Origin of the sequence: Bacteroides sp. Phil13, from assembly GCF_001940965.1 — a bacterium.
Taxonomy (GTDB): domain Bacteria; phylum Bacteroidota; class Bacteroidia; order Bacteroidales; family Bacteroidaceae; genus Bacteroides; species Bacteroides intestinalis.
The window spans coordinates 24298-42320 of the sequence record NZ_MSHA01000027.1 but is presented as its reverse complement, the minus strand read 5'-3'; the positions used below and the strand labels follow the sequence as shown (position 1 = coordinate 42320).

The 18023-nt window shown below is 42.9% G+C and carries 13 protein-coding genes; 9 read left to right on the top strand and 4 right to left on the bottom strand.

The window, feature by feature from the left end; all coding sequences use genetic code 11:
• The first annotated feature begins 23 nt into the window (after positions 1-23).
• The 3 genes from BWI44_RS03995 (at position 24) to BWI44_RS03985 (ending at position 3970) form a co-directional block, all read left to right on the top strand.
• Positions 24-1664 carry a sialidase family protein gene (locus BWI44_RS03995; RefSeq protein WP_195209848.1) on the top strand — a complete coding sequence of 547 codons (1641 nt, stop codon included), beginning with the start codon at positions 24-26 and terminating at the stop codon, positions 1662-1664.
• A gap of 61 nt (positions 1665-1725) precedes the next feature.
• Entirely contained in the window at positions 1726-3405 is a 1680-nt protein-coding gene (locus tag BWI44_RS03990) for a tetratricopeptide repeat protein (RefSeq protein ID WP_171032180.1), read from the top strand.
• Between the two features lie 151 nt (positions 3406-3556).
• The gene (locus tag BWI44_RS03985) at positions 3557-3970 is read left to right on the top strand and encodes a DUF3244 domain-containing protein (protein WP_007666854.1); all 414 of its coding nucleotides are present in this window, start codon (positions 3557-3559) and stop codon (positions 3968-3970) included.
• A 136-nt stretch (positions 3971-4106) separates the two neighbouring features.
• Here BWI44_RS03985 and BWI44_RS03980 read toward each other — a convergent pair whose 3' ends face one another.
• The 4 genes from BWI44_RS03980 to BWI44_RS03965 all read right to left on the bottom strand — a co-directional run bounded on the left by BWI44_RS03980 (position 4107) and on the right by BWI44_RS03965 (position 8685).
• Entirely contained in the window at positions 4107-5117 is a 1011-nt protein-coding gene (locus tag BWI44_RS03980; RefSeq protein WP_044155144.1) for an AI-2E family transporter, read from the bottom strand.
• A 51-nt stretch (positions 5118-5168) separates the two neighbouring features.
• Positions 5169-5783, bottom strand: coding sequence for an L-threonylcarbamoyladenylate synthase (locus tag BWI44_RS03975; protein ID WP_007666848.1), 615 nt, complete (start codon positions 5781-5783; stop codon positions 5169-5171).
• Positions 5784-5856: 73 nt separating this feature from the next.
• Entirely contained in the window at positions 5857-7866 is a 2010-nt protein-coding gene (locus BWI44_RS03970; RefSeq protein ID WP_286811880.1) for a tetratricopeptide repeat protein, read from the bottom strand.
• A 33-nt stretch (positions 7867-7899) separates the two neighbouring features.
• Complete coding sequence (locus tag BWI44_RS03965) at positions 7900-8685, bottom strand: Cof-type HAD-IIB family hydrolase (protein WP_286811878.1); 786 nt, start codon at positions 8683-8685, stop codon at positions 7900-7902.
• A gap of 138 nt (positions 8686-8823) precedes the next feature.
• Between BWI44_RS03965 and BWI44_RS03960 the strand changes: the two genes are divergently transcribed.
• From BWI44_RS03960 to BWI44_RS03935, 6 genes are all read left to right on the top strand, one after another.
• On the top strand, positions 8824-9702 hold the full coding sequence (locus BWI44_RS03960) for a prenyltransferase (RefSeq protein WP_138292670.1): 879 nt from the start codon (positions 8824-8826) through the stop codon (positions 9700-9702).
• A 1-nt stretch (position 9703) separates the two neighbouring features.
• Complete coding sequence (locus BWI44_RS03955) at positions 9704-10321, top strand: CPBP family intramembrane glutamic endopeptidase (protein WP_278705095.1); 618 nt, start codon at positions 9704-9706, stop codon at positions 10319-10321.
• A gap of 47 nt (positions 10322-10368) precedes the next feature.
• Entirely contained in the window at positions 10369-11535 is a 1167-nt protein-coding gene (locus BWI44_RS03950; protein WP_118423062.1) for a MalY/PatB family protein, read from the top strand.
• 47 nt (positions 11536-11582) lie between these two features.
• Entirely contained in the window at positions 11583-13244 is a 1662-nt protein-coding gene (locus BWI44_RS03945; protein ID WP_286811871.1) for a hypothetical protein, read from the top strand.
• Between the two features lie 559 nt (positions 13245-13803).
• Entirely contained in the window at positions 13804-16209 is a 2406-nt protein-coding gene (locus BWI44_RS03940; RefSeq protein ID WP_195209201.1) for a TonB-dependent receptor domain-containing protein, read from the top strand.
• A 262-nt stretch (positions 16210-16471) separates the two neighbouring features.
• The gene (locus BWI44_RS03935; RefSeq protein WP_502688826.1) at positions 16472-17998 is read left to right on the top strand and encodes a pectate lyase; all 1527 of its coding nucleotides are present in this window, start codon (positions 16472-16474) and stop codon (positions 17996-17998) included.
• Positions 17999-18023: the final 25 nt, after the last annotated feature.

Here is an 18023-nt window from a genome sequence, read left to right as displayed (position 1 = left end):
TTCTTATTAACTTTATCTATACTATGAAGAAGCCGATATTTTTGCTTTTTATACTTTTCTGTTTATTGTGTGTCATCCCGGTGGTCCGGGCTGCAGATACAATTTTTATCCGTGAGACACAAGTTCCGGTTTTGATAGAAAGAGTGGATAATGTATTGTTCTATTTGCGTTTGGATGCAAAGGAAAGTACGATGTTGAACAGAGTCATTCTGAATTTTGGAGAAGATACTAATCTTTCTGATATCCAGTCGGTAAAGCTTTACTATAGTGGTACTGAAGCCCTGCAGGACAGAGAAAAAGGACGCTTTGCTTCCGTAGAATACATATCAAGTCATGCTGTCGGAAAGACTTTGGCGGCAAACCCTTCCTATTCCATTAAAAAGGCGGAAGTGATTGCCCCAAAAAAACACTTTATTCTCGATGCTAACCAGAAGTTGTTTCCGGGGATTAACTTCTTTTGGGTCAGTTTACAGATGAAACCGGAAGCTTCGTTGAATACTAAGGTCAGGGCAGCCATTGCTTCGGTTACTCTGGATGGTAAGGAAGCTCCTCTGAATGTTATTTCTCCGCAAAGTATTGAGCATCGGATGGGTGTAGGGGTACGTCATGCAGGCGATGATCTTTCGGCAGCGTATCGTATTCCGGGATTGGTGACTACTAATAACGGAACTTTATTAGGTGTTTATGATGTACGCTATAATAGTAGTGTCGATCTTCAGGAACATGTAGACGTCGGTTTAAGTCGTAGTACGGATGGGGGAAAGACGTGGGAAAAGATGCGTCTGCCTTTGGCTTTTGGTGAAACGGGTGGACTGCCCTCGGCACAGAATGGAGTGGGTGATCCGTCTATATTGGTAGATACGAAGACTAATAATGTATGGATAGTTGCTGCTTGGACACATGGTATGGGGAATCAACGTGCTTGGTGGAGTTCACATCCGGGGTTGGACCTGAATCATACGGCACAACTCGTCCTGGCAAAGAGTGCGGATGATGGTAAAAGCTGGTCAACTCCTATAAACATTACTGAACAAGTGAAATATCCTGCTTGGTATTTCTTGTTGCAAGGACCCGGACGTGGGATCACAATGGAAGATGGAACATTAGTGTTTCCCATTCAGTTTATAGATGCTACCCGTGTGCCGAATGCGGGTATCATGTATAGCAAGGATCAAGGTGAAACTTGGAAAATACATAATCATGCACGTACCAATACCACAGAAGCGCAGGTTGCTGAGGTGGAACCGGGAGTCTTGATGTTGAATATGCGCGATAATCGGGGTGGAAGTCGTGCTGTAGCAATTACGAAAGATCTGGGCGAAACATGGATTGAACATGAATCTTCGCGCAAAGCTTTACAAGAACCTGTTTGTATGGCAAGTCTGATTCATGTAAAAGCTGGTGACAATGTTTTAAACCGGGATTTACTCATATTCTCTAATCCCAATACAACGAAGGGACGCCATCACACTACTATTAAGATTAGTTTGGATGGAGGCGTAACCTGGCTGCCGGAACATCAGTTATTGTTGGATGAGGACAACAATTGGGGATATACTTGTCTTACCATGGTCGATAAAGAGACGATTGGTATCCTCTATGAAAGTAGCGTGGCTCATATTACGTTTCAAGCCATAAAATTGAAAGATATTGTTAGAGACTGATTCGCATAAATAGCTAAAATCACTATCTTTGGCACTGTTATAAAACAAGAAGACTTGAAACATGCGAAAGCACCTATATCTGATACCTGTATTATCATGTCTATTAGGACTTCTCTGGGCTTGTACTCCTTCTGCCGATAAAGCAGATGTTCTTCTGGTGCATGCCGGAGAGTGTATGGAGGCATATCCGGACAGTGCACTATATCTTTTGCAACAAATACCTCATCCGGATAAACTGCATGGTCGTCAACAAGCAGATTATGCCTTCTTGCTGACACAAGCGCGAGACAAGAACTATCTGGATAGTTTGCAATCTGATTCTCTGATAAAAATTGCAATAGATTATTATGAAGACCATAATGACAAGGTAAAGGCCGGAAAGGCTTCTTTTTATTATGGAACTATGCTTTCGTATCAGGATAAAAGTACGGAAGCAATGAATGCTTATCTGAACGCACAGATTTTACTGGAGGGAACTCAGGAGTATAAATTGCAAGGGCTGCTGGAGGAAAATATCGGAATGTTGAATTACAACCAAAGAATGTATGATGCTTCTATCCTGAACTTCAGGAAAACGGTTGATTACTATAAATTGGCAGGGGATACTTTAGGCGTCGTATATGGATACCGGAATCTGGCCCGTGGATATATGATGAAGGCCAGTAATGACACTGCCAGACGCTATGTGGATGAAGGATTGAAACTTTTGCCGGATACTACTCACCGGGTACGTTCCTCTCTTTTTCAGATACTTGGAATCATGGCTGAAAAAGAGAAAGATTATGAAGCAGCTATTGGCTTCTTCTGGAAAGCTCTTTCGAGTGATTCTAATACTTTTAGTCAATATCATTATTATATATCCTTAGGTAAGGCTTATCTGTCTATGGGAAATTTAGATGAGGCCGAACGATGCTTCAAGAAAGTGGTGAAGAGTAGTAAGAGGTATACACAAGCTGGAGCATATAATTATTTGTCTGGGTTAGAAAAAGCAAGGAAAAACTACAAGGATGCTCTTTTTTATAAAGAACAATCCGATTCTTTGTTGGAGATTGTACATAATGAAGACTTGCGGAAACAGATATTAATCCTGCAAAAAAAATATGATAATGAGAAGTTAAGAATGGAGAATGAACAGATTAAGTTGGAAAAAGAGAGTCAGTTCTACTTAATTTTGTTAATTACTATTCTAATGGTGATTGCTATCGTAATAATCAGGACTAAATATAGAAGACGCTTTCAGCGGAACATCGATACAATCAGGAAAAATCAAGAGGAAATAGAAGAATATGCATTCCGCATAGGTGAGTATAAACAGAAGAGTGAAGAAGAGCAGTTAGCAAAAAAGAAGAAGATTGCCGATCTGAACGGAAAAATAATATTATTAACTGCAGAAAATAAAGAGCTACGCGAAAATACATGCATAAAAGCTTCTTGCGTATTAGAACAGCTGAATAAAGGAGAACTGATCGTTCAGAGAATGACTTTGGAAGAGAAGCGGAACCTCTTTGATTTTATGGACTTGATCTTCGCAAATTTTATATCCCGTTTAAATTCAAACTATACTCTGACAAAAACAGATCTTATCTTGGCGACCTTACTGAAGGTAGGATTTACGACTAATCAGTTGATGTTTGTTTTCGATTGTGAGCGGAATTCTGTTTACCGGATGAAGCTAAGACTAAAGGAACATTTGTGTATAGACAAAGAAAAGTCATTGGAAGAGTTTATTTTATTCTTTTAATGGGGGCGTTTTTTGTCCATACTTTCTTGAATGTTTTTATTCTATTGCTTTGATTAATAGTGAATTATCTTCCCGTTTTTTGTCCATATTCAATTTTAGGTTATGTGGCTTTAGAGCTTTATCTTTGAGCCAAAATTAAACAATAAAAGCAATGAAACTAAAGTCTGTTTTATGTCTGGTAGGATTTTTCTTCCTGTTTACAGTTAATGCCCATTCATCCATGATTGGTGATTTGGAAATAGTAGGTGAGATTACTTTATCTGGTAATGATATTCCTTTTGAAACAAATTCTGATGATGGAAATAGGCACCGTTCAATAACCCCTGATATTCCTATTATTGCAACGTTGTGCGGGAATAATTTGGTAGAAATCAATTTCTTTGCTGCTGTAGGCGAAGTTGAAATAACCATTACTCAAGATGGTGTTCCGGTGTATACTTCTTCTGAGAATATCACTACTTCTATTTTGAAGAATATTCAATTGTCATCTGATGTGACTGGAGCATTCTTGATAGAAATAAAAGGAGATAACGGGGCTTATGCTTATGGATGGTTCAATCTATAAGTCCCGGCATCACAGACACTGTTACTATATTTTCATTATAACTACTGGTTAGGGTGTTGGATACTCAACTATCTAAATACTCTACAGGCGGAAGTTCCTCTGTTGATAGAGGGATTTTCCGCCTTTGTTTTTTTATCTATTTCGACTTATCCAGATACTCTCTTTTAAACATATCTACGAACAAGAAGAATAATGAGAGTAATAGCGGTCCGAATATGACTCCCATAAATCCGAATAGAGACAATCCGATAACTACCCCGAAGATAGTGATTAGCGGGTGTATATCAGCCATTCTTTTTTGCAGGATAAAGCGTATCAGGTTATCGAGCTGAGAAATAATCAGAGTTCCGAATATAGCCAGGCCGATGCCATTGAAGAGATCGCCGGATAATGCCATATAGACAGCAATCGGGAACCAGACCAAGGCTGTACCTACCATAGGGATGACTGTTGCAAGGCAGGTGAGAAATCCCGTTAACAGAATATCCGGAACATCAAAGAACCAGTAACCTATCATGGCCACTCCACCTTGTATGATTGCCAGTAAGGGAATGCCAACCGCATTGGAGTGTACAATCATTTTTATTTCTCTTACTACATGATCTGTATTCGACTTATTAAAGGGAAGTATGTCACTGATGTATTGCTCCATCTTTTGTCCGCCTATCAGCATGAAGTATAGAACAAATACCAATACAAAGAGATTGACGGCGAAGCTACTGATACTACCCATTACGAATTGTCCTATGGCAGGCAGTGCAGAGATAATAAAAGAAGTGGTATCTTTACCCAGAACATCATAGCCAGTCCTGTCTTTTATGATATTTGCCATATCTTCAATGGGGGCAATAATGCTTTCAGGATCCAAATTGATATCTTGTAGCTTGCTGACTAATAGCCATACAGCCAATGCCAAAGGTACTAAGAAGAAGAGAATGGCTTCAGTGGTAATGAGGGTAGCAGCAATGCTTCGTTTCATGTTCCGCTTGTCGGTCAGATGTATCATCTGCTTTCTGACTAGTATGTAGATAGTCAGTGCACCTAATAGACCACCCAGAAAGGGAGTAATCTGTAAAAACAGGATTATCCCCAGTCCGATGATAATAGTAATTAGTGAATATTTCCAGTATTGTTCTTTTGTACTCATATCCTTTTTGACTGTTTTCTTAAGAAACAAACAAAATGGGTATTTGGTTGGTTACCCTTCATTCAACCAGCCTTTTCCTTGTCGCACAATTTCTGTCTCTCCATTGGTACAGTCCACAATGGTAGAAGATTCTGTGCCACCGATTCCACCGTCGATAACCAGATCGACAAGGTCACCGAACTTTTCATCGATTAATTCCGGGTCGGTACAGTACTCCATGTCTTCATGTTCTTCGTGAGGTAGGGTAGTAGTCATAATAGGGGCATCCAGAACACGGGCTATCTCCTGGATAATGGCATTATCAGGCATACGGATACCAACCTCCTTCCGGTTACGGAATATTTTAGGCAAACGGGTAGTGCCGTTCAGGATGAAAGTGAAAGCACCAGGCAGGTTCCTTTTCATCAATTTGAATGTATTGTTATCTACTTTGGCATATTCACTGATGCTACTCAGGTCATAGCAAATAATAGAAAGGTTGTTTTTGCGCGGATCAATTTCTTTGATACGACAAATACGTTCGATAGCACGCTCTTTCAGCCCATGGCAACCAATGGCATACATGGTGTCGGTGGGATAGATGATAAGTCCACCGTCATTCAGAATATCCACTATCTGTTGCAGGTCTTGTGGATTGTTGTTCTTTTCGTACAGTTTTAGAAGCATAGGACTGGTTGTTAGTCTATATATAATAACACAAAAGTAGATAATAAGTTTCTTATTATCAAATAAGTGTGGCTTATTTCTTGGATGATTTTTTTCGAAGTTCTTCTGCCAGCCTCCACTGTAATGCAGCTTCTACTTCTTTTCCTGCCTGCATCAGGGCATCGCCAAAGAGTTCGTGTGCTCCGGCATGGTCGGGTTTCAGGGTGGTAGCCTTGTCCAGATCGGCAATAGCGCCTTCTGTTTCCTGTTGTTTCAGTCGCAGTTTTCCCCGGTTATAGACAGCTTTAAATTCTGCCGGACGTAGTTTTACTGCCCGTGTGAGGCATTCTTCCGCTTCAATATATCTTCCGTCATTGAAGAGGGTGATTCCTTTGCGTATCCACGCATCCGCATATTCGGGATAGAGTTCCAGCGCCTTATCATAGTTGGCAATAGCGGCACGGGAGTCATGGGCAAGAGTGATAGATTCATTGCCCATAAGGTAATACTCTCGTGCATAGGCTTGCAGTCGTTTTTGCTGTTCGGCCATCTGGGCTTTTAGTTGATCGTTGTTGTCACGTAGCTTGTTGATAACACCTAACTTGCGACGGATGAGGCGTTGTATAACAGGCTTTTCTATGTCGTATCGGGAGTGTATAGCCTTGAAGAAATGATTGAGAAAGACTTCGAAATCTCCTTGGTCAAAAGCTTTGGTCGCAGCAGCATATTCCACGTCGGCCTGTGCTTGTTTCAGGGCGCGGTCTATGGCTTGCCGGTTGTTAAAGCGTTCGGCAAAGTTTACTATTTCCGGGCGGACAAAGATATCAGCGCGGTTGACAGGTTTCTTTAGCTGGATGCCTTCCAATGAGGTGCAACGACTGAGGGCAACATAGGCTTGCCCACCGGCGAACACGCCACCGGTGAAGTCGATAACCACACGGCTGAAAGTCAGTCCCTGACTTTTATGAACAGTGATTGCCCATGCCAGCCGTACGGGGAACTGAGAGAAAGTACCCAGGACTTCTTCTTCAATCTCTTTTTTCTTTTCGTTGTATTTATAGCGGATATTTTTCCAGTGTTCCGGCTTGACGTCACATTCTTTTCCATCATCGGTGATGACGTAGAGAGTTTCTTCTATTTCATCGAAGCCGCTGACTATGCCAATAGTACCATTTACCCAGCGGCGGTCGAAGTCATTTTTGATAAAGATAACCTGAGCTCCCGGTTTCAGTACCAGTTCGCGCGATGTGGGCAGGCTGCTTTCAGGGAAATCTCCCGTGACTTCACCTCGGAAGGTAACAGAGTCACCGGGTAGTTCTGCCAGTTTCCGGTCGTTGATGTAGTCTACGTTATCGCGGCGTGTGGCGAGGGTGATGTACATATCTTCCTCATTTTCCTCAATGTCAGTGCCATAGCGCGTATTGAGTAATTGCAAGTCGGCTGCACCGGCGGTGTTACTGCGGATATGGTCCAGAACACTGACAAATACTTTATCCGTCTGACGATACACCTTTTGGAGTTCGATGGAAACAAGGTCTATCTGGCTGAAAACTCTTGCAGAGAAAAAGTAGGGAGTAGGATAGAATCGGTTTAATATTTCCCGTTCATCCCCTTTAACGACAGGCTCGAGCTGGAAAACATCACCTACTAACAGAAGCTGTTTTCCACCGAAGGGCTCACGCAGGTTGCGTGAATAGACTCGCAGGATGCGGTCTACGGCATCGATAATATCCGCCCGTACCATGGAAATCTCGTCGATAATGATAAGTTCCAGTTCTTCCAGTAACTTTCGCTGCGGCTTGGTATACCTGAAGAATTCATGGATGCGCCCGCGTTGCAGGCTCAGGTTCGGATCATCGGGTAGCAGAGGATGAAACGGTAATTTGAAGAAACTGTGCAAGGTGCTGCCACCGGCATTGATGGCGGCAATACCGGTAGGAGCCAATACTACATGTTTCTTTTTTATATTCTCGCAGATGTATCGCAGAAAGGTAGACTTACCCGTACCTGCTTTCCCGGTTAGAAATACGGACTGGCGAGTATATTGTATAAGGCTCAGGGCATCCTGAAACTCTTTATTGTTGGTATCTATTGACTGCGTCAAAATTAAAAATTAATAATTAAAAATTAAAGGAGGCTATATGACGGAGAAATGTTTGAGCGCATTGGCTATTCCGTCTTCGTCCACTGAAGTGGTGATGTAGTTGGCATGTTCTTTCACTTCATCCACTGCATTACCCATAGCCACACCAATGGCTGCATGGCGTAACATGCTTACATCGTTGCCGCCATCTCCGAATGCCATCGTCTCTTCCAGACGAATGCCGAAATGACGAATAATTTCGTCGATTCCTTTTTGCTTGGTATTTCCTTTTGCGGTAATGTCGGCAAAAGCGGGGAACCAGCGTCCAGCTTCACAACCGGGAAGTTGTGGGAGAATGACTTTCTCTTGTTCCAGTGTGATGAATGGAGTCATCTGGAAGATTTCCCGATGAATAGCCTCTTTAGGAGTTTTAACAGGGAGTATATCTACTTTCAGGTAATCATTGAATATCTTTTTCACCATCTCATCCGGCTGGCAAACACAGATATCATGCTCGCCTACAAAGATACAGGGGAAATTCTGTTCAGAAGAGATGCGCGCCATTGTCTGTACGTCAGTGGCAGGAATTGCACTCTTGTAAATCACTTCTTCGCCTACGAAACAATATCCGCCGTTCATGGTTATATAACCATCTATGAGTCCACGGTCCTGCAAGGCAGAAAGGTTGTTGATAATAACAGCAGGACGTCCCGTAGCGATAAATATCCGAATACCTTTGGCTTTGGCAGCGGCGATGGCTTCGATGGTGGTTTCGGGGATAGCATGTGTATCAAAACTCACTAAAGTGCCGTCGATGTCAAAAAACAGGGCTTTAATCATATATTTTTTTATTTTACTTGGATGCAAAAGTACTCAAAAGTGAGGATATTTTGTACTTTTGTCTCCTAAAGAAATCGTAAATAGTGACTATACATTAATAAAATAGCAAAAGCTGTTTTGAACGTAGTTAAATCGTAGATGAAAAAGCATTCTTTCAAAGATTGGTTGATCGCTGTACGCCCTTGGTCATTCCCGGCGTCGGCAATGCCGGTGATTGTGACGCTGGCGTATTTGTATTGGGCATACGGGGTAATAGAGTGGGCGAACGGACTGCTGGCGTTGGTCGGTATTGTTATTTTCCATGCTTCGGGAAATGCATGGAGTGATTATTTCGACTTTGAACGAGGAGTGGACCGCGTAGATACCTTCGGTGTGAAGACCCTGACGAGTGGGCAATTCATGCCATTGGAAATACGTAATCTGGCTATAGGATTAATGGTACCGGCAGTGATTATCGGTCTTTGGCTGGTTATGCGTACCGGACTTCCCTTGTTATGGATAGGAGTTTGCGGTGCCATGTGTTCATTGCTCTATCCGTGTCTGAAGTACCGGGCTTTCGGTGATTTTGTTATTTTCGTGGCTTATGCCATTCTGCCTACTTTGGGAATAACTTATATAACAATGGGGAAATTCCTGCCTGATGTATGGTTGATCATTGTTCCGGTAGGATTGATAACAGTAGCCATCCTGCATGCTAATAATACGCGTGATATCGGTACGGATGTACGGGCAAAGATCAGTACTCTTGCTATGAAGTTGGGAGTGAAGACTGATATTTACCTCTATATGTTTGAAGTACTGTTCCCATTTTTGTGGATTGCGATTTGTGTACTACTGGGCTACTTCCCATGGTGGTCTCTGCTGACTATAATAGGAATTCTGCCGGCTATAGCCAATGCGCGTACCATGTTGCGGTTACAGAAAGAAGGGATTATTGTAATCTCTAATCTGGATGAAAAGACTGCGAAACTGCAACTCTTGTTCAGCTTACTGTTTACGGTTACATTTTTAATATAGTATGAAACGAATTATTATCCCTTTATTGATAGCTGCTTTCTTGTGGTTTTTCATGTTCTCTCCCTGGACAAGCGGCATATTCAACTTCTGGACAGCAATGAGCTTTTCAGCGGTTATACTGATGAATATGTCTTTTGCACTTCGTCCGCAGTGGTGGGTAGAAGATGTGAAGTTCGATTGGAAGAATATTGCCGGAGGTGTGGCCTTGTCCGTTGTATTATGGGGAATATTCTGGGTAGGGGATAAAGCTTCTGCCTGGCTTTTTGATTTTGCCCGCCCGCAGGTGGAACTTATTTATGGTATGAAGACCGGGGAAAATCCCTGGCTACTCTCTATACTGCTACTCATATTGATAGGCCCTGCAGAAGAAATCTTTTGGCGTGGCTATGTACAGAATGCACTATCAAAACGTTGGAACCCGAATACAGGTTTCATTGTGACGACGCTGGTCTATGCCTTGGTGCACATTTGGTCGTTTAACTTTATGTTGGTGATGGCAGCATTGGTAGTTGGAGCTATCTGGGGGCTGGCTTACAGGCTGTATCCGCAGAAGTTAGGGACACTGATCGTGTCGCATGCGGTGTGGGATGTGGCGGTGTTTGTACTTTTTCCGATATGAGAATGGGTACTATGATTTGTGTGGCTTACGTAAATAGAAATAGAACGATGAAATACAATTTTGATGAAATCATTGAACGCCGTGGTACCAACTCCGTGAAGTGGGATGGCGTAAAAAATATCTGGGGACGTGATGATTTACTCCCTATGTGGGTAGCTGATATGGATTTCCGCACTCCGCCTTTTGTAATGGACGCTTTGAAAAAGCGCCTGGAACATGAGGTGTTGGGATATACTTTTGCCTGTGAAGAATGGTATACTTCCATTTGTGCATGGTTGCGCGATCGTCACGGATGGGATATATCCCGTGAGATGTTGACATTTGTCCCGGGGATTGTTCGTGGACAGGCTTTTGCCTTGCAGTGTTTCACTAATCCGGGCGATAAAGTGATGGTGATGACTCCTGTCTATCATCCTTTCTTTCTGGTGACCGAACGCATGGGCCGTGAAGTGGTATATTCGCCTCTGGAACTATGTGACGGACAGTATCATATTGATTTTGATCGTTTCCGCAAAGACATACAAGGTTGCAAAGTGCTCATTCTGTGTAATCCTCATAATCCCGGTGGGCGTGTCTGGACGGCGGATGAACTGAGAGAAATAGCTGCCATTTGTTATGACAGTGGTACTTTTGTAATCTCTGATGAGATACATGCTGACCTGACTCTACCACCTTATAAGCATCATCCGTTTGCTACGGTTTCTGAAAAAGCAGCTGCAAATTCTCTTGTTTTTATGGCTCCCAGTAAAGCATTCAATATGCCGGGGTTGGGCAGTTCGTATGCAATCACTGTTGATAAAGGTATTCGTGAGCGTTTCCAGACTTTTATGGAAGCTGGTGAGTTTTCCGAAGGACATTTGCTTGCTTATATCGGTGCGGCAGCGGCTTATATGCATGGTGCAGAATGGCTGGAACAGATGCTCGACTATATAAAAGGAAATATAGACTTTACTGAGAACTACCTGAAAGAATATATTCCGGGCATCAGTATGATACGTCCGCAGGCTTCTTACCTTGTTTTTCTGGATTGTCGCGCTTTAGGGCTGACACAAGAGGCATTGACTCGTCTTTTTGCAGAGAAAGCACACTTGGCTCTGAATGATGGAACCATGTTCGGTGTGCCGGGAGAAGGTTTTATGCGATTGAATATCGGTTGTCCCCGTTCGGTGCTGGAGCAGGCTTTGAAGCAACTACGTGATGCGGTTGTACAGTGATTTAGAAAGGAGACTATACCTTTGTTGCCTGTGAAGGGCTATACTATATGAAGAAACTCTTATATCTTTTCATCATAAGTAGTATTCTGCTGTGTGCTTGCAGGCATACGGACAATACTACTTCGCTTCGCCAGGCGGATGCAGTGATTTATGGAAATTCGGATAGTGCTATGAAGCTTCTGTCATCAATCAAGAATCCGGAGCGGTTGCCGTTTGAGGAAAAGATGCTGTATGGTTGGCTGCGTACATTTGTGCATAATGTACGGGGAAATTCCATGACGGAGGACTCTCTGATTCTTCCGGCATTCGATTACTTTGTTGCCGGTCCGGACACGGTGAAAATGCTTAATTCATTTGTGTTGAAATCCAAGTATTTATATTGGCAGAAAAGACATGAAGAAGCTATGTCTGTACTTGATAGTGGTATCGCAGCAGCTACAGCCTGTAGAGATACTTATCTGATGGTCAGCATGCTTGCTGAGAAAGCTAACAGGCATGTATATGTTGATAAGGACTATAAAAAGGCAATAGAAGCACACCTCCGGGCGATTGCTATTCGTGAAGATGAAGGATTGTACTATTCTTTGGGTATTGCCATGGGACTGCAGGGGAATGATTCTGCTTCTTACTATATGGACCGGAGCATTGCGTTGGTGGAGCAGAAGAAGGATACGGCTCGCTTGGTACATTATCTGCGAAACTATGCACAAATGTTGTCTTATATCGGCAATGATTACGAAAAGGCAGCAGTTGTTTCGAAACGCTTGCGAAGCCTGACGCCGGACGGAGGGCAGATTGCAATGACTGATCTGGTGCTGACAGAATGTTTTCTAAAGATGGGAAAACTTGATTCTGCCCAATATTATCTTGACCAGGGCAGATCGCTGCTTGCTTGTCAGGAGAAGTTTCTGACCACAGAAAATATGATGAATTATTATCAGGGATTGATAGATTATACTCGTCATCGCACGTTTGACTTCCTGAAAGTGATGCGATATAATGACTCTGTTCACAATGCCCTTTATGCCTTGCAAAGTACTATCCGGCGAAAGGACGAAAGCAAAGAGTCACTTTCGAATGCTAACTTGATGCTGACGGTGGAACGGCAAGAGGCACAGCTGACATTATTAGGTTGTTTGCTGTTGTTGGTTGTAGTAGGTGGCGGGGCCTTTTTTTATATCCGGAGGCGTCGTCATCGCTTGATTGAGGCGGAAGAACGTATTGAAACACTAAATCGCTTGCTGGTAGATGCTACAAAAGGAGATGATGAACAGAGAGTTGCCGGAAGTACTGATAAAGAAGTGGAAGATGGACAGTTTTTCCGAAAGATACTTTTGCAACAGTTGGGCATTATACGCTTGGTTGCTACACAACCTACATCTCAAAATCAGGAGTTGCTTCGTCGTATATCCGGTATCACGAACCGCGAGTTGCCGGTAGAAAGCCTTTTAGTGTGGGAGGATCTGTATCCCGTAATCGACCGTATATATAATGGGTTCTATACCCAAATGAACCAGCGTTTCGGTTCTGTGCTTATTGATAAGGAACAGCAGCTTTGTTGTCTGCTTTGCGCAGAATTCTCGACGAAAGAGATTAGTGTTGTGACACAACAAAGCATTCCAACCATTTATCAGCGGAAGACAAATATCCGAAAGAAACTTGGAATGGGAGAGAAGGAGGATATTGTCGGGTTCATTTTAGAGAAATAAGGCTTGTTTTCTCGTCAACTAATTCATATCCGGAAAGAAATGAACTAAATGCAATAGCTAATTCCTTTCTTAGGCATTCCTATGCTTTTTCCCTTCCAACGGTTAGCCTTTTCCATCCGAACGCTTATTCTTTCCACCGTGGAGTTTCTTTCTTTCCACCATGGTGGAAAGAAAGTTTCCCCGTGATGGAAAGCAACTTTCTCCATGGTGGAAAGAATAAGTACCTACTACAATTTTCCTTAACCGTCGCAGCGAAAAGGGATAAAAGTGGCGATGCGGCGGCTTAACCTCTGAAACTTAATATTATTTATGCGGATCAGGAGTTGGATTGTGTTCATAACCCAGCAAAAATGAACCCTTTCTTCAATGCATATAGATAGTATATAGACCTTAAAAAGGTAAATATAGAGAAAGAAGAGTGTAATTTATTGATAATGAGGTGTGCTGGTGCTGCTGATATAGAACTTTTATATCCTGATATAGACCGTTTGAGATACGTTTCACCCTTAAATTTGCATCAGGTAAAAACGAAAAGTGAAACATTAAAATCAATCAAACGATGAAAGCAAATTCAATGAAGTCTATTGGGAGAAGACTTACGTTCTTATTCCTTATGTTATGTGTAGCAGTTTCTATTTCTGCTCAAAGCTATCAACTCTCCGGTTGCGTACAAGATGAAAACAATCAGCCGATGGAAGTAGCAAACATCCTTTTAAAGCAAGCTAAAGACAGTACATACATTACAGGTATGCTGACGGACGCACAAGGTTGTTTTACTTTTACTCAACCTAAAGGGGAATATCTGTTGCATATCACTCTAATCGGTTGTGAAGACATCTACCTGCCTGTCTCTTTACAGGAAAATAAGAATGTAGGTATGCTCACTCTGAAATCCTCTTCTACCTTTTTAAATGAAGTGACTGTTACAGCCGCCCGTCCGGTAATTAAACGTCTGGTGGACAGAGTGGTTTTTGATACTCACAACTCCATTGCCTCTGCCGGTGGAAATGCACTCGACCTTTTGCGCGAAGTACCTGGTTTGCGTGTAGGACAGAATAGTATTGATATTATAGGTAAAGGAGGAGTGAAAGTGTATATCAACGACCGTGAAACGAAACTTTCCGGCGACGAACTGATCGACTATCTCCGGTCTTATGACGCTTCACAGATACAGAAAGTAGAAGTGATCACCACTCCACCGTCCAAGTATGATGCAGCAGGTAATGCAGGCATCATCAACATACGCCTGAAATCGCGTCCTAAAGATTACTTGGGAGGTACGGTATCCACTTCGTATAATGTCGGTGAGAAGGAAAATTACGGCTATGGCGGAGTAAATCTGAATATCAGTAAAGGCCGTGTATCCTCATTCGTCAATGCAGGTACCACACAAGGTAACTATGAAACGCGTGAAGCAAACCGCCGCTATTTCGCCAAGAATACCTGGGACGGACGTACGGATTACAAGAAGTATATGCAGAGTTATTATGGTCAGGCAGGTGTGGACGTTGCTTTGGAGCGTAACTGGACTGTAGGCCTGCAAGCTGTTTATAATTATGGTAATCCTAAAGATGCCAAAGCCGTTTCCGTTACGGAAGTTTATGATGTAGCTACTACCCGTTTGGATTCTCTTCTGTTCTCAGATAGCAAAGAAGGAGGCAAGTCCGATCGTCTTAACTTGAATTTCCATACAGATAAGACTTGGGGTGATAAAGGCAAAAAGATGAGTTGGGATGTGGACTACCTGCGTGATAACCGGGATAGTTATATGGGCTTCCTGTCCGAAACTCAGACTCCTGACGGTGTAGCAATACCTGGAACCAATTTTGATTATAGCTATCTGCAAGACCGTAAGGTAGACGTATTCTCTTCTGCACTCGACTTTACACTTCCGTTTGAAAAGTATAAGGTAACTGCAGGTGCCAAGGTCTCTTTCACAGATACCCGCAATCGCATCAATTATGATACTTCGGACCCGACACTGGTGCAGGATGATTACTTCCATTATAAGGAACAGATTTATGCCCTTTATGCCGATTACAATCGTGCGTTCTCCAAACAGTTTTCTATGCAGTTGGGCGTACGTATGGAGCACACCCGTACTACCGGTATTTCCGAGTCGGCGAATAAGACAGACAAGCATGATTATACCCGTCTGTTTCCTACGCTCTACTTCTTGTACTCACCTAATGAACTGAATGCATTGAATCTTAGTTTATCCAACCGTATTTCACGCCCCTCGCAGAATATGGTGAATCCGTTCCCTTTCTATCAGAATAAGTACACTTATGCTTGTGGAAAGGAAGATTTGAAACCGAGTTATACGTATAATGCCGAATTGGGATATACATTTAAGAACAATCTTAATTTTTCCGCTTTCTATTCTTATTCGGACGATGTATTCTTCCAGGTGGTAGGTTTGGATCCGGAAACAAATGTCAGCTCTTTCCTGTGGGATAACTTTATGGAAACGCACTCTTTTGGATTGAATAATTCATATACATTCCGTACAGGATGGATGCAGGCTTATGTACAGCATGGGGTAAACTATAGCCGTACGACTTCCAGCGCTGCTTCCACATCTGCCGAAGAGAAAGGATGGGCCTATAATGCCAGTTTGCGCAATACGTTCTTCTTCAATTCGAAGAAGACATTCATTGGAACGCTTTCCGGCTGGTTCACTTCACGTCAATATAGCGGGGTTTATCTGATAAAGCCTAATTACGGTATCAGTGCAGGTTTGCTTTATCGTATGCTGGATAATAAACTCAGTCTTAGCCTGAATGTGAATAATATCCTGATCAGTCATTCCAAACTTGAGACGGTATCCAACGGTGTCCGGATGACGACGGATAATCAGTTTGCCTTTACCGGTTTCCGCATCGGTGTCTCCTACACATTTGGTGGAGATATCCGCAGCAAAGGGCAACGTAATAGTAACTCAGATATTCAGAATAGATTATAAATATTGCTTTCATCGTTTTTACCTATTTGAAAGCACTCCTGTAACGGGAGACGGGCGGCTTGTCGATATGAGACGGAGGTTTCAATCGGGAAGCCGTCTTTTGGTGTGAATGTGGTTTGATAGGTGGTTTTCGCCGTTTTATAGCATCAGTCCCCCTTTTCTATCAGTTTTTCCCCCTCTTTTTACTATGGATTCCTCACTTTTGCATCACATGAACCAATCTTAGAAGAGAGTATATATGAAAAACGAAATGAAAAACAGAATGAACGGGGCGTACATTATACGTTTCTTATGTCTGGCCTTATTCCTGCTTCCAATCATACCGGCAGGAGCGAGTGTCCTGCCTGATGATGAACAAACGGAAACAACAAAGGAACTGATAGCTTTTCCCGGCGCCGAAGGCTTCGGGCGGAATACAACAGGTGGCCGTGGAGGCAAAGTCTATCATGTAACGACTTTGGAAGATGGTCTGCAGGAAGGGACGTTACGCTACGCCCTATCACAGGAGGGAGCACGTACGGTTGTCTTTGATGTAGCTGGAACGATCTTCCTGGATAAACGCCTTGATATCATTAATGGGGATTTAACCATTGCTGGGCAGAGTGCGCCGGGACAAGGTGTCTGTATAGCCCGTTATCCGGTAACTATCAATGCTGATAATGTAATAGTCCGCTATTTGCGTTTTCGTGTAGGCAACGAAGGAGGTGGAGAGCCTGACGGACTTGGAAGTACAGATTGCAGGAATCTAATCATTGACCATTGCTCTATTAGTTGGTCGGTAGATGAATGTTGTTCTATATATGGTGGTGAGAATCTGACTGTTCAATGGTGCCTGGTTTCCGAAAGTCTTCGCACAGCAGGTCATGCTAAAGGCAAACATGGATATGGAGCCATCTGGGGAGGAGCAAAAGCTTCTTTTCATCATAATCTACTGGCACATCACGAAAGTCGTGTACCCCGTCTGGGACCTCGTCCATTTACTCAGGAACGCAAACACATGGATATGAGGAATAACGTATTCTACAACTGGGCTGGAAACGGTTGCTATGGCGGAGAAGGCATGTGTATCAATATTGTGAACAATTATTATAAACCAGGACCGGCTACACCGAAAAACAGCCCTGTCCGCTACCGTATTGCCGCCATAGGAGTACGCACAAAGAAGTATTGCACGAATGCAGACGGCACTTCCAATGCCTGGAAACCAATGGAACACGTATGGGGGAAACTCTATGTAGACGGCAATATCATCGAAGGAAATGAGGAAGTAACCCAAGATAACTGGACCAAAGGTGTTTACGGGCAAATCAATAATGCTTCTTGTGACAATACATTCACAAAGAAAGTGAAAAAGGAAATGCGTCTGTCCGAACCTCTGGATGCAGGCATTATCACTACTCATAGTGCAAAACAAGCTTATGAGCTCGTATTGGATCAAGCGGGATGTTCCAGGCAACGGGATGCCATTGATATACGTGTTATAGAAGAAACTAGAAACGGTACGGCTACCTATATCGGTAGTGTGACAAAAGGAGCGGAAAGTGTTCCCGGCCTGATAGACTTGCCGGCAGATGTGAAACCGGAAGGAGCCACCAACCCTTGGCCTACATTGAGCGATGGAGGCATTACAGCCGATGAACTGCGGGATACTGATGGAGACGGCATACCCGATGTTTGGGAAGCGGCCCATGGACTGAATCCGAAAGATGTTTCCGACGGTATTGCCACTACATTGAGTAAAGAAGGTTATACCAATCTGGAAGTTTATCTGAACGGCCTGGTAAAGTAAAATTCAAACCAATTATTAAATATAT